Raw genomic sequence first — 13266 nt, 5'->3', positions numbered from 1 at the left:
GATGAGCGAGCGCGCAGCGAGGAAAGAGACGGCGAACGTGGTGTGGTCGGGTAGCTGGGTGTCGGAGCGACTGGGCGTCGAGCTCGTCGGCAACGGGGAGCCCGGAGGCGACGGCGAGCTCCGGGAGCTGCTGGGCCTCGCACTGCGCCGCAACCCCAAGCGGGCCCATCTGCTGGTCTCGAATGTGCTGGGCAAGCATGTGCCGCAGCGCCCCTCCGTGGTGTACGGCACGGGGTTCGAGCTCGGCCGGCGGGTGCGCGAGCTTCTCGGGGACGACGCGGCGCGCCGGGCGGTGGTCCTCGGGTACGCGGAGACGGCCACCGGTCTCGGCCATGCGGTCGCCGACGGGCTGGGCGTGACCCCCTACCTCCACTCGACGCGGCGCCCGGTCGAGGGCGTGGCCCGGGCGGGCGGCTTCGAGGAGTCGCACTCGCACGCGACCTCGCATCTGCTCCTGCCGGAGGACCCGACGCTGCTGGCCGGCGACGGTGACGGCGGGTGGGCAGGGGATCCGCTCGTGCTGGTGGACGACGAGTTCTCCACGGGCAACACTGTGCTCAACACGATCCGCGCGCTGCACGAGCTGTACCCGCGCGACCGGTACGTCATCGTGGCCCTGGTGGACATGCGGTCGGCCGCCGACCGCGGACGCCTGGCCGAGCTCGCCGAGGAGATCGGCGCACGCGTCGACCTGGTGGCGCGGGGAACGGGCACGATCCGCCTCCCGGACGGCGTCCTGGAGAAGGGGCAGGCGTTGGTCGAAGCCCATGAGCCGACGCAGGCCGCCGCCGAGGCCGGTCCCGCCGGTGCGCCGGTGCCGGAACGGTCGGCCGACGGCCCCTGCACCCGGGTCGAGCTGGAGTGGCCCGCCGATGTGCCCGACGGCGGGCGGCACGGCTTCACCCCCGCACACCGCGCGGCCCTGGAATCGGCCCTTCCCGCCATGGCCACCCGCATGGCCGAGGCTCTGGGAGCCGGTACCCGTCGCGTACTGATCCTCGGCTTCGAGGAGCTGATGTACGCACCGCTCCGGCTGGGCACGGCCCTGGAGGAGCGCACCGACGCCGAGGTGCGGTACTCGACCACCACGCGTTCCCCCGTCCTCGCCGTCGACGACCCCGGGTACGCGATACGCAGCCGCCTCGTCTTCCCGGCCCACGACAACCCGGCCGACGGCCCCGGTGACCGCTTCGCCTACAACGTCGCGGGCGCCGGCTTCGACGCCGTGGTGGTGGTCGTCGACTCCGTGGCCGACACCCCGGAGCTGCACGCCCCCGGCGGACTGCTGGCGGAGCTCGCCGCGCACACCTCCCACGTCCTGCTGGCCGTCGTCCCCTCGTACGTCCCGTCGTACGCCCCCACGCCCGCCCCCGAACGGCAGGAACCCTCCATGCTGCCCGAGCCCCTTCGCGGCCCCGCCTTCTCCTCCTACGCGCCGGACGAGGTCGGCTGGCTGCTCCAGGACCTCTCGGACACCGAGCTGGAGGCGCCCACCGAAGAGCGCGAGGAAGCGATACAGAGCGGTGGCGCGCACTACGCCGAATCGCTGCCCGTCGAATACCAGCCGTCCGCCCAGTACCAGGAGCTGTTCAAGGCGGCCCTGGACCTGTCGGCCGCCCGCATCGCGCGGGCCGTCGGCGTCGTCACCGAGACGGTCCTCGCCGAGCGCACCCCCCGCCCCGTACTCGTCTCCCTCGCCCGCGCCGGAACGCCGGTCGGCGTGCTGATGCGCCGCTGGGCCCAGCACCGGCACCGACTCGATCTGCCGCACTATGCGGTCTCCATCGTGCGCGGACGCGGCATCGACGCCAACGCCCTGCGCTGGCTGGCCGCCCAACACGACCCGGCGGACGTCGTCTTCGTCGACGGCTGGACCGGAAAGGGGGCGATCACCCGCGAACTGTCCGCGGCGCTCGCCGAGTTCGACGGGTTCGACCCCGAGATCGCGGTCCTGGCCGATCCGGGCGGCTGCGTCCGGACCTACGGCACCCGCGAGGACTTCCTCATACCGTCCGCCTGTCTCAACTCGACGGTCTCCGGACTGATTTCGCGTACCGTCCTGCGTTCCGACCTGGTCGGCCCGGACGACTACCACGGCGCGAAGTTCTACCGGGAACTCGCGGACTCCGATGTGTCCGGCCACTTCCTCGACACCGTCGCCGCGTACTTCGACGAGGTCGTCGACGCGGTGGACGCGGAGGTCAAGGAGCTGCTCACCGCCGACCGCGCCCCCACCTGGGACGGCTGGGCGGCCGTCGAGCGCATCAGCGAGGAGTACGGCATCCACGATGTGAACCTGGTCAAGCCGGGCGTCGGCGAGACGACACGCGTACTGCTGCGGCGCGTCCCATGGAAGATCCTCGCCAAACGGGGTGCGGGCGCCGACCTCGAACACATCCGGCTGCTGGCCGAACAGCGCGGCGTGCCGGTCGAGGAGGTCGACGGACTCCCGTACACCTGCGTCGGACTGATCCACCCGAAGTACACCCGGGGAGCGACGGGCGCGGACGGCAAGTCGGTGGCGTCGCAGTGACCGCTTCGAGGCCCACGACGACGCTGGTCGCCAGCGACCTCGACCGCACCCTCATCTACTCGAGGGCGGCGCTCCAGCTCCTCATGCCGGACGCCGAATCCCCCCGGCTGCTCTGCGTCGAGACGTACGAGCGCAAGCCGCTCTCCTATCTCACGGAGACGGCCGCCGCGCTCCTCGAGGAGCTGGCCCGCACCACGGTCTTCGTGCCCACGACCACACGCAGCCGTGAGCAGTACGAGCGCATCCATCTCCCGGGCCCCGCGCCGAAGTTCGCTATCTGTGCCAATGGAGGGCACCTCCTGGTCGACGGCGTCTCGGACCCCGACTGGCAGACACAGGTGGCCCGCCGGCTCGCCGACGAGTGCGCCTCGCTCGCGGAGGTCCGCACCCACCTGGTGGCCGCCGCGGACCCCGCCTGGCTGCTCAAGGAGCGGGTCGCCGAGGACCTCTTCGCGTATCTCGTCGTCGAACGCTCGCTGCTGCCCGCGGACTGGGTGAAGGAGCTGGCCTCGTGGGCGGAGCCCCGCGGCTGGACGGTGTCCCTCCAGGGCCGCAAGATCTATGCCGTTCCCATGCCGCTCACCAAGAGCGCTGCGATGAAGGAAGTCGCCCGCCGCGCCGGTGCCACGCTCACTCTCGCCGCGGGTGACTCGCTCCTCGACGCCGATCTGCTGCTCGCCGCCGACCGAGGCTGGCGCCCCGGCCACGGCGAACTCGCCGACACCGGCTGGAGCGCCCCGCACATCGACGTACTGACCCAACGGGGTGTCGTGGCGGGCGAGGAGATCCTCCGGCGTTTCCTCCGGGCAGCCGCCCCGCAACCGGTCCGCTGACGGGAGAGAGTGGAACCCGACGACGCGACGGGTCTGCCCGGCAGGCCGGAGAGAGTGGGCCATGAGCAAGGGAAACGAAACCAAGATCACGGACGAGCTGTACGCATACATGCTGGCGCACAACCCGCCGCTCGACGCGGTACAGCGTGACCTGGTCGAGGCCACGTACACACGCCTTCCCGGGCAGGCCGGGATGCAGTCCGCCGAGGAGCAGGGCCCGCTGCTCGCCTTCCTGGTACGGCTCACGGGGGCCCGGCACATCGTCGAGGTCGGGACGTTCACCGGGTTCTCGGCGCTGGCCATGGCGCAGGCACTGCCCGCCGACGGACGGCTGATCGCCTGCGACATCTCGGAGGAGTGGACCGCCTACGGCCGCGAGGCGTGGGAGAAAGCAGGCGTCGCCGACCGGATCGAGCTGCGCATCGCCCCCGCACTCGACACCCTGCGGGCGATGCCGTCCGGGCCGCACATCGACCTGGCCTATCTGGACGCGGACAAGGGCAACTACATCCCGTACTGGGAGGAGCTGGTGCCCCGGATGCGGCAGGGCGGGCTGATCGTCACCGACAACGTGCTGTTCCACGGCGGTGTGACCGATCCGCTGGCGACCGGGGGAGCGGCGGCGATCAAGGAGTTCAACGACCATGTGGCCGCCGATCCGCGGATGGAGAGCGTGATGCTCACGGTGGCGGACGGGCTGACCCTGTCCCGCAAGCGGTGACGATCGGGCGGCCTTGTGCCGGGCACCGGCCGCCCGGCCCGGGTCAGCCGCAGCAGCCCCCACCGCAACAGCCGCCGCCCCCGCCGCCACCCGAGGGTGCGGCGGGCGCGGACGGGGCCGACACCCCGCCCACGGCCACGGTGGAGAGGAGCTTCACGGTGTCCTCGTGCCCGGCGGGGCAGGAGGCAGGGGCCGAGGACTCGGCCATCGGACGGCTGAGTTCGAACGTGTCTCCGCAGGAGCGGCAGCGGTATTCGTAACGAGGCATGCGCCCAGGCTATCCGGCAGCCGTGCCGGCCACCGCGCACTACGGCTCCTGCCGGGCGACCGGCATCGACGAACTCCGGTCGCGGCGCAGTTCCCTCGCGGCCTCTTCGGGATGGCGGGCGCGCCAGTACGGATTGTCGTGCGGGAGCCCGCCGCTGACCCTTCCGTACATCCCGAACATCATCAGCATCAGCCCGACGACAAAGCTGAACAGGACGTTCTGCATACGGAACGCAAGGAAGTTGAAGGTGGTGTCGAGCAGCGCGAGATTGACGAAGCCGCTGAGGATGAACGCGATGCCCAGAACCATGTTGAGCGTCGAGGCGAAGTTGCCGCCGATCACCATCCCGACGAACAGGAGCAGGCCGACGCAGATGGAGAGGATGCTGAGCGACCCGTTGGTGTTCAGGCCCGCCACGGTGGCGTCGCCCGTGCTGAAGAAGCCGATCTTGTTGATCAGCCCCAGGATGCCGAAGGCCAGCAGCAACAGCCCCATCAGCCCCGCCCCTACGCGGTAGACGCTGCTGAGCCGGTGATCGACCGGGAGATGATCGTCGAGCCGGGCGGCTCTGCTGCGCTGTGCGGGCTTCTGTACACGTCGCCGCGGGGGATGCACTGCATGGGTGGCCATGGTGTTCTCCTTCGGGATACCACCAGGATCCGCCCCGCGCACGGCGGCGACAACTCGGCTCAGCCGCCCGCGCCCCGCTCCTCCCGGATCTCGGAGACCACCCGCGCCGCCGTCCGCCGCACGGCTTCGGTCTCGGTCAGAAAGTGCCAGTAGTCGGGGTGGCGCCCCTCCAGCCCGGCGATCGCACGCTCCAGCCGGGCCACGGCGTCGTCCAGCGGCCGGGCATGGCGCGGCTCGGGCGTATTGCGCCCCGCCATGGCCAGGCGCTGGGCGTCCCGGATGGCGAACCGGGTCCGCTGGATCTCCTGCTGGGGGTCCTTGGCCACGTCGTCGAGACGGCGCAGCCGGTCACCGGCCGCGGACACGGCCTCGTCCGTCGTGTTCAGCAGGGCCCGTACGGTGGACAGCCGCGACGTCGCATCGGCCCAGCGCTGCTCGTCCCGCGCCCTCGCCGCCTCCTTGAGCTTCTCCTCGGCCTGCCGCACATTGACCGCGGCCTGCTCCGGCACGCGCTGGAGGTCCTGCCAGCACGCGGCCGTGAAGCGCCGCCGCAGCTCGCTCAGCACCGGCTCCACCGAGCCCGCGCGGGTCGTCAGCGCCTCGGCCCGGGTACGCAGCGACACCAGCCGGTGGTCGATCTCGGCGGCACGCCCAGGAAGCTGCGCCGCCTCGGCCCGCAGGGCTTCGGCGGCGCGCAGCACCTGGTCGGCGCGTTGCAGCGTCTCCGGTACGCCGTGCTGTCCGGCGCCCTGGTTGAGCTTGGTCAGTTCGGGGGCGAGCGCCGCCAGACGCGCGGCGAGATCGTCCGCCCGCAGTCCGGATGCGCGCACCTCATCGAGAGCATTGCTCGCGCCGAGGAGCGCCTGCCGGGCCCGCTCGACGGCGGGCGCGAGCCGGGCCAGCTGCGTCTCGGCGTTCCCCAGCAGCGGGCCGAGCCCCTGCGCGAACCGGTCCAGCTCGGCCTTGACCCGCACGAGCTCGTCCTTGGCGCCGGTCAGCTCCGTGCGGGCACGTGAGGCGACCGCCGGCTCAAGATCGTCCCGGTCGAGGTCATGGGCGTCGACCGCCGTGATGTACGCATGGCTGGCCTCGTCGATCCGGCGCCCCAGCGCGGCGAAATCGTCCGCGGCCTTCCGCGCGGCGGGCGAACTGTCCACCGCGGTGATCGTCTCGATGGAGATCCGCAGATCGCGCTGAGCCGAGTCCAGCTCGTAGAAGGCCTCCGCGGCCGCGTCCTTCGCCGCCTGCGCATCGGCGCGCTGGCCCTCCCCGCGCCCGCCGAACCAGCGCCGTGTACCACCACCGGCGACGGCGGCCGGCAGCGCGGCCGCGAGCAGCGACAGCGGAAGCAGCATCAATCCGAGGACATCCCTGACGGCGGTTCTGCCACCCGCTCCTGCCTGCGGCCGCGCGTGTGTCGCCGTCACATCCCTCTCCCGTGCCGTATCGCCGTGCCCGGTTCATTCTCCCACCAGGTAAGGACGAACACACGGGCCGGTTAGTTCACACTTCGCGCCGTGATTTCCCCGTTGTCGCGGTGCGTCCGCGGCACCGGGCGGGACGGGGACGGACCGCACGGCGCCGGGGCAGGGAGTCACCCCCCCCGTACGCCCGCCGGTTCCACCGCCCGGTGGCGCAGAGCGAACAGACGGGAACGGCGGACGGGGACCACGGCGAGCACCGCTCAGGCGCCGACGACCCCGCCGACGACCCTGCCGATGGCCGCCCGGGACAACTCGACGGTCGCACGCAGCGACAGCAGACCCGGCGCGCTCCCATGCCCGCAAGGTGGAGCCCGGCGATCGCGCGTCCGAGCAGTGCGCCGACCGGGACCACCATCAGCGCCTCCGCGCGCCCACCACCCACAGCGCCTGCCCCCGGGTTCGCAGGCCACTCCGGGGAACGGCCCGACGTGCCCTGTGCCCGCTTCGTCGCGCACACGGGCCGGTCAGCGCGCGCTGCGCACCGTGATACGACCGTTGTCGCTGCGCGCCTTCACCACATGAGGGCTGCTGTCGCTGCGCGGCACCTGTACCGAAACGTCCCCGTTCCCGGACCCGGCAGTCACCGCGTATGCCACCGAACCCTTCGGCAGCTCGACCGTCACCTCGCCGTTGTCGGTGATGCTGTCCACCAGATCCGGCACAACGGCGAACCCGAGCCGGATCGCTCCGTTGTCCGACTGCGCGGAGACGGACCTGCTGGAGATCCGCTCCGTGACGACGGCCCCGTTGTCGGTCTCCAGCGTCAGCGGCCCGCTCGAGTCACGTACGGTCACCTGCCCGTTGTCGGACTGGACGGTCAGAGGAGCGTCGAACCCGGAGGCGACGACCTTGCCGTTGTCACCGTCCACCGTCACCGAGACCCCACGCGGCACCTTCACCTGATGCCGGGCGGCGCAGTCGCTGATCACCGCTGAGCACTTCACCCGGAGCGTGAGCGTGCCGTTCTGCATCGTCCACCGGGCATCGGGCCCGCTCCCGAGGACCACCCACCCGTCGACGCGGCGGGTCACCTCGATGCTGTGCACATCGGCCGCTACGAGCTCCACGTCCGTATCACCGGCATCGATCCTCAGGGACTTCCCCCCGAACGCGAACGCCTTGTGCTCGACCGGGGCGCTGTCCACGTCCGTACCACCGCAACCGGAGAGACAGAGGCCGACGACCACAGCCCCGACGGACGCGACGAGCGCGCGTGCGGGCTTGCGGGCGGCAGTGCGGGTGCTGGTGTGGAGTGCCACGGCGATCGATCCCCCGTCCGGTCCGGGGGGCTCTCCCACCGGTGTGCGTCCACCGTAGGGAAAGCGGCGCCGGGGGTGAATCCGGGCGGCCACCGGATGCGGGGTGGGGATATCCCCCGGTGTCTCGCAGGCCCGGGGAACCGTTTGTGAGCATGGGCCATGGGCCATGTAGGCTGTTCCTTCATCCACGGGTGCGTAGCTCAGGGGTAGAGCGCTGCTCTTACAAAGCAGCCATCCAGCCTCCCAAGCTGGGAGCCCAGGGGCGGCGGCCGGCGGGGCGGTCGTGTCGTGCACTCTGTGGCCATGACGACGATTGAACCGGATCACGTGAAGGTCAGCTTTCGCCTTGAGGTTGATGAGGATGGGTGGCCCCCGGTTGGCGCGGAGAACGTATGGGCCATCGACGTGGGTGATGGGACTGCGCGTCTGGCCAACACCCCGTGGTTCGTTCGTGGGATCGCGAATGGCGATGTGGTTCGCACCCATGCCGACGCTGACGGCTGGCTCTGGGCCGGAGAAGTGGTCCGGAGCTCTGAGAACTGCACGATCCGATTGATCGTGATCCGGGACGGCGGCTCCGCGGCTGCCCGGCAGAGCGTGCTCAACGCCTTCTGGGAACTCCGGGTGGGTGGCGAGGGAGTGGATCAGTTCAACATGATCGCTCTGGACGTGCCTCCGGAAGCTGATCTCCGTAAGGTGCAACAACTCCTGGACCACGGTGAGCGCATGGGCTGGTGGCACGTTGAGGAGGGATGCGTAACCCCCGCGTGGCGGATTACACGGGGGTCGGCCTGACATCCACAACTGACATCAACGACCGTGGACAGCAACGGCACGGAACGACCGTCAGCACCGTAATCTCCCTTGGCCCGGACCCGTTGGGCGGCCGTCCGGTCGAACCTACAAGGCGGCGCTCACCAAGGCCTCAGAGCCGATGTGCCAAGTAGGGTCCCAGGGATGACCAGTTCTCCTGAGCACGTCGACAGCAGAGAAGCCCTGGCCGCCTTCGTTCGTTCACTGCATCGCAGCCACGCCGAGGATGGAAGCTCATGGGAGAACGCGGACCGGCATGGATCGACGACGCGGACGGCTGGTACAGCAACACCGGCCGCGAGATGCCGGCCAGCGGTGACTGGAGGTTCTTCGCACGAGCGCTGCGCGCAGCGACGATCTACGAGTGATCTGGGCCGTGTCGACTGCGTGTCGAAGTCGAGTGGCAGCCCGTCCCCGGCGCGTGATTGCCCAGGCCAGGGGCCGATTCCAGGTGAACGCGCCAAGCGCCTTCTAAGCGCTCGGTCGCAGGGGCGCACGAGCGCTGGCGCAGATCTGCGCAGCAGCCAGCGAAGTGGACTTCGGGGGGCAGGCTGTGCAGATGTTCCACGACCGAGGTACGCAGACGCAGGAGGAAGCGCTCGGCGACCCAGGTGGCCAGGTACTCGCCCGCAAAGGTCAGCAGCGCCGCGACCAGCCACGGCGGCCATGAGCCCGGCCAGCGGCGGGAACGCTGTGAACCGGTGGGGGATGAGGACTTGGTCGACCAGGTTCTTGAAGAGCCACACCGAAGCGACTTCACCGGCGGACCCCGCGATGAGAAGGATGGCACTCGCGGCGAGCCGGTACCGGTCGAGGCGTGCCCATGGCCAGAAGCGGCGGAACGCGTCGGCCGAGGACACGGTGCCGCGAGGGGCACTGGACTGTCCTCGACTGCCGGGGACACGGGCTTGGTGTCAGCCGGGTCGGCGTGTGTCGCGTACGCCAAGCGGGGTCGCCTTCTCGGGGGAGGGAGCAGGGCGGGATCATGCTGCTGATGGGGGGCCGACGGACGAGCCATCGACCCCCACGATGAGGATCCTCAGGCGAAGCGGCGGTGCTTAGTAGCGGCCGCCGAAGCCGCCACCGCCACCACGGCCGCCGAAGCCGCCGCCTCCGCCGAAGCCGCCGAAGCCGCCGCCTCCGCCGAAGCCGCCACGGCCACCGCGGCCGCCGCGTCCGCCGAAGCCGCCACGGCCACCGCGGCCGCCGCGTCCGCCGAAGCCGCCGCGTCCGCCGAAGCCGCCACGGCCACCGCGGCCGCCGTTGAAGATCGAGAAAGCGCTCATGACGTACTCCCTGTGTGACTTGATGTGCCGGAAGGGCATTGCAGCCCATCGATTGCCTGAGATCGGACCCAACGGCACCGAAGACATTCATGCAGCTGGGGTGGGACCTCTTAGGCAATCCGGCGTGGATTGGGTTGATTGATCAGAACCCCTTGCGCTGTGTGAATCTACCTAGATCGGCCTAAGAGTGCGCGTTCAAGCACAAATGAGACGGCCCTCGCGTGGGTGTGTGGCACCTCGGCAGATGCCCCCACGGCAGTAGAGAAGCGACCCAGTTCACTGCGCCGCCACACGGCTGCCGAACTTACCTTTGAGGCTATGAGGTCAATGCCTGACTCAAACTCAGTTGTCCCTCACCAAGAACAGACTGACGTTACATCGCGTGCCATCGGACAGGATGCGCCGTTGACCGCCGCCCACTATGGGACCGCGCTGGGGCAGCAGCGGAGCGGGGCACCACAACTCTCGAACGCGTGATCGAAATGGGCGGGAATCGTGGCAGCCATTCGGGGGATGTGACCACCCTGAAGAACCCTGTCGCCGGAGAGCGCCGAGACTGACCATGACTGTCAGCCACTGCGAGGGACCGTGCGGCGACCTCTATGACCCCCGCTGACATCTCTGTAGAGCTACGGATCAGAAGGCTTCTGACATCCACGGCTGACATCAACGACGCCGAACGAGGGCGTACATCAGCGTCTCTGTCCGGCCGTCGCACCAGCCGACGGCAGCAGCTAGAGCGGAGTCGGATCGACCTTACAAAGCAGATGCCGGCGGTTCGAAACCGTCCGCGCTCACCAGTAGGAAGCACGACAAAGGCCCAGGTCACCGGTATCGAACCGGGAGCCTGGGTCTTGATCGTTTCTCCGCGATTTCGGCGGGGGAGTGGCGTCGTGCCACTCACGTGCCAGATGCCTCCTCGGGACCCTCCCCGGAGGGCTCGGCCGGGCGGACCTTTTTGATCTGCTCATCGACGTGGGCGGCGATTCCATGGTCCCGCCCGTTCATCAGGTGCTGATAGATCAGCGCAGCCCGCACCGACGAGTGCCCCATGCGCTGCATCAGCTCGCGCGTCGTCGCACCGCCGATCGCGGCGAGGGTGTTGCCCGTGTGCCGGAGGTCGTGAAAGTGCACGTCCCCGAGTCCGGCCTCCTCCGCAGCCCGCAGCCAGATGCGGCGGAAATTGTTCCGACGAAGCTGGCCGCCTCCTGCTCCGGTGAACACCAGACCCGTACGGCTCGCCTCGGCATGCTTGTCAAGTGCCCGCGCGAGCGCGGGCTGGCCCCTGGGGCCGCAGCGAGCTACGGCCCATGAGTAGAGACCTGGACACGGAGCACCCCGGTCAGAACGAGCCTCCGGCGGGGGCGCTCAGGCTCCGAGATGGCGGGGGCGCCGTTCGCGAGTGCCGGCCGAGTGTGGCGTGCGCGGAGGTGCTTCCATCCCGTCTGCTATCAACCCAGGCAGAGCCGAGCAGACGCGCCCCAGGGTGTCAAGGTTGTTCGTACAGTGGCGCGCTCCACCTTGACGCCCTGAACCACGCCCGCTCCACGGTGTGTGGGCCGACGGCAGACGGGATGGAAGCTGGGGTGAACGGTGGGTTGAGGCAGGGCGGAAGGCCCGTGCGAGCGCTCCGGTTCAGCGCCAGCCGCCGAGACGAGGCTCCGAGTACTCGCCGAATGGGGAACCGTATGCTTGCCCGTCCTCGTCGACCACCACGTAGTCGGGTTCGGTCCTTGAAGCGGCTTCCTGCAGTCGGATGACGAGGTCGGCGACAGAGACAACCCGCAGGGACAGGGCCGCAGCCACAGCGGCACGTTCCTCAGCGATCTCCGGATTGTCCCTGGCCAAGGACCGTTCGAGGTGCTGAGCAGAGACTTGCATGACCTTTACGTTGCCCCCGCCCGAGAAGCCGAGGCAGTCCTGCCAAGCCAGCCCGATGATGATCTCCAGCGCGCCCGCGAGGTCATCGGCGATCAGCCCGCCCTTCCCTTCGGAACTCGCGAACACTACCGGCTGGCGGCCGTTCTCCTCAGTACACAGGAGGTAAGCACCACCGGCGAACTCTCCGGCAATCGGCTCCAGTGACCGACCCGAGGCAAGCCTCAAGCCGTCGCCGCACCGCTTCCGCTCGATGTCGAAGCTGAAGGATGACCGCAGCAGTTCCTGGATGTCCGGCCTGCTCTGGATCAGATCGAGCAGGTGATCACTTGAGGTCATGGCAGGACGATAGCGAGTGTCACTGACTCATCGAGGGGGCGGCCAGAAAGAGGAAGCCGTGCCCCAGGCGTGCCCGATCCAACGGGGAACCCCGGGGAACAGCGGCCGCTCACGGGCGGCAGCCAATGTGACGGCCCCTGACCGAGTTACCTGGTCAGGGGCCGTTCACCTGCGGTGGGTGTGGGATTTGAACCCACGGTGACTCGCGCCACGACGGTTTTCAAGATCGTCCGCCGGTAGCAGTCAGCGGCTCAGGCCGTGCTTGACCTGATCAAGCCTCGCTGCTGAGAAAGCTCACACCCTGCTGAGCCGTCGCCCGCAGCTCCCTCACCACGGCGCGCACGACAGCAGATCCGGCCAGTTCGGAGGTGGTGACATAGCCGACCTGGCGGGTCGGGCGCTCGGGGCCGAGATCGGTGATCCCCACCGAGTTCGGTGCTCCGACCAAGGAGAGCGCGGGCATGATCGCCATTCCGTGGCCTCCGCTCACCAAGGAGAGCACCGCTCCGTCGTCCTCGGCCTCGATGGTCGCCTTCGGGATCCAGTCCTGTGCAGCCCACCAGTCGCGGGTGTACGAGCCACAGTTTTCGGCCCAGTCGACCAGCGGCAGCGAGCGCGGGGCGGCGTGACCCGTCGCGTGCACCAGGGCATACGGCTCTTCAAGGAGTCCGCTCGCGACCAGACCCGGTGGAAGCGGTTCCGAGCCGCCCAGTGTGGCGATGGCTATGTCGGCTTTCCCGTCGGCCACTTCGCCCGCAGTGCCGCGCCCCACCTCGCGTACGATCCGCACCCGAGGCTCGATCCTCGGGTGTCGGGCGCGTAGCCGCTGCAGGACGGGCGGCAGCAGGTGTAGAGCCGCGCTGCGAAAAGCCGCGATCCGCAGCGGCCCCTCCACAGCATCGGACCGGGCCGCGCCGCGCGCCTCGGCGGTCAGGACGTCCAGCAGGCGAAGGATGCGGCGGGCGTGCACGATGGCCTTCTCTCCGGCAGGGGTGGGGCGGGCACCGGTGCGGCCACGTTCGAAGAGGACGGCACCGATCTTGCGCTCGCTGCCCCGAACCGAGTGGGAGACCGCGGACTGGGTCAGACCGAGTGCGTCGGCCGCGGCCGAGAAGCCACCGGTGTCCGCGACCGCCACCAGGACGCGCAGTTCCTGCGGAGCGAGATCGGAGTCGGTCGTGCGGGCCACGGGGCGCTCACCTCAACGTATGAGAACTGCTCA

Annotated in this window: 12 protein-coding genes and 1 pseudogene; 5 read left to right on the top strand and 8 right to left on the bottom strand. The window is 69.8% G+C overall.

What is annotated here, in order from left to right:
• Position 1: 1 nt before the first annotated feature.
• The 3 genes from LRD69_RS08990 to LRD69_RS08980 all read left to right on the top strand — a co-directional run bounded on the left by LRD69_RS08990 (position 2) and on the right by LRD69_RS08980 (position 4087).
• A complete protein-coding gene (locus LRD69_RS08990) occupies positions 2-2533 on the top strand; it encodes a phosphoribosyltransferase (RefSeq protein WP_277326032.1) in 2532 nt (843 codons plus the stop codon).
• Positions 2530-3366 carry an HAD family hydrolase gene (locus LRD69_RS08985; protein ID WP_277326031.1) on the top strand — a complete coding sequence of 279 codons (837 nt, stop codon included), beginning with the start codon at positions 2530-2532 and terminating at the stop codon, positions 3364-3366. The genes LRD69_RS08990 and LRD69_RS08985 overlap by 4 nt, the downstream gene beginning before the upstream one ends.
• A gap of 61 nt (positions 3367-3427) precedes the next feature.
• Positions 3428-4087, top strand: a complete 660-nt coding sequence (locus tag LRD69_RS08980) for a class I SAM-dependent methyltransferase (protein WP_277326030.1) — start codon at positions 3428-3430, stop codon at positions 4085-4087.
• Between the two features lie 43 nt (positions 4088-4130).
• Here the strand turns inward: LRD69_RS08980 and LRD69_RS08975 are convergent, their stop codons facing one another.
• The 4 genes from LRD69_RS08975 to LRD69_RS08960 form a co-directional block, all read right to left on the bottom strand.
• Positions 4131-4355 carry a zinc ribbon domain-containing protein gene (locus LRD69_RS08975; RefSeq protein WP_277326029.1) on the bottom strand — a complete coding sequence of 75 codons (225 nt, stop codon included), beginning with the start codon at positions 4353-4355 and terminating at the stop codon, positions 4131-4133.
• Positions 4356-4394: 39 nt separating this feature from the next.
• Positions 4395-4985 (bottom strand): DUF4383 domain-containing protein, encoded by a 591-nt coding sequence (locus LRD69_RS08970; RefSeq protein WP_277326028.1) that lies wholly within the window; start codon positions 4983-4985, stop codon positions 4395-4397.
• 59 nt (positions 4986-5044) lie between these two features.
• A complete protein-coding gene (locus LRD69_RS08965) occupies positions 5045-6412 on the bottom strand; it encodes a hypothetical protein (RefSeq protein ID WP_277326027.1) in 1368 nt (455 codons plus the stop codon).
• A 521-nt stretch (positions 6413-6933) separates the two neighbouring features.
• A complete protein-coding gene (locus tag LRD69_RS08960) occupies positions 6934-7728 on the bottom strand; it encodes a DUF4097 family beta strand repeat-containing protein (RefSeq protein WP_277326026.1) in 795 nt (264 codons plus the stop codon).
• Positions 7729-8031: 303 nt separating this feature from the next.
• On the opposite strand from LRD69_RS08960, the gene LRD69_RS08955 reads away from it, so the two are divergent.
• Both LRD69_RS08955 and LRD69_RS08950 read left to right on the top strand, forming a co-directional pair.
• Positions 8032-8523: a DUF4265 domain-containing protein gene (locus tag LRD69_RS08955; RefSeq protein WP_277326025.1), complete on the top strand. Its 492-nt coding sequence runs from the start codon at positions 8032-8034 to the stop codon at positions 8521-8523.
• A gap of 254 nt (positions 8524-8777) precedes the next feature.
• Positions 8778-8909 carry a hypothetical protein gene (locus tag LRD69_RS08950; RefSeq protein WP_277326024.1) on the top strand — a complete coding sequence of 44 codons (132 nt, stop codon included), beginning with the start codon at positions 8778-8780 and terminating at the stop codon, positions 8907-8909.
• 690 nt (positions 8910-9599) lie between these two features.
• On the opposite strand, the gene LRD69_RS08945 is transcribed toward LRD69_RS08950, so the two are convergent.
• The 4 genes and pseudogenes from LRD69_RS08945 to LRD69_RS08930 form a co-directional block, all read right to left on the bottom strand.
• A complete protein-coding gene (locus tag LRD69_RS08945; protein ID WP_277326023.1) occupies positions 9600-9827 on the bottom strand; it encodes a hypothetical protein in 228 nt (75 codons plus the stop codon).
• 900 nt (positions 9828-10727) lie between these two features.
• Positions 10728-11087: pseudogene (locus tag LRD69_RS08940) on the bottom strand (tyrosine-type recombinase/integrase); the annotation flags it as partial.
• A 375-nt stretch (positions 11088-11462) separates the two neighbouring features.
• The gene (locus LRD69_RS08935) at positions 11463-12044 is read right to left on the bottom strand and encodes a hypothetical protein (protein ID WP_277326022.1); all 582 of its coding nucleotides are present in this window, start codon (positions 12042-12044) and stop codon (positions 11463-11465) included.
• Between the two features lie 271 nt (positions 12045-12315).
• On the bottom strand, positions 12316-13233 hold the full coding sequence (locus LRD69_RS08930; protein ID WP_277326021.1) for a LysR family transcriptional regulator: 918 nt from the start codon (positions 13231-13233) through the stop codon (positions 12316-12318).
• Positions 13234-13266 lie beyond the last annotated feature (33 nt).

The organism is Streptomyces sp. JH14, from assembly GCF_029428675.1.
Classification (GTDB): Bacteria; Actinomycetota; Actinomycetes; order Streptomycetales; family Streptomycetaceae; genus Streptomyces.
This window is presented reverse-complemented; position numbering and strand designations above follow the sequence as displayed.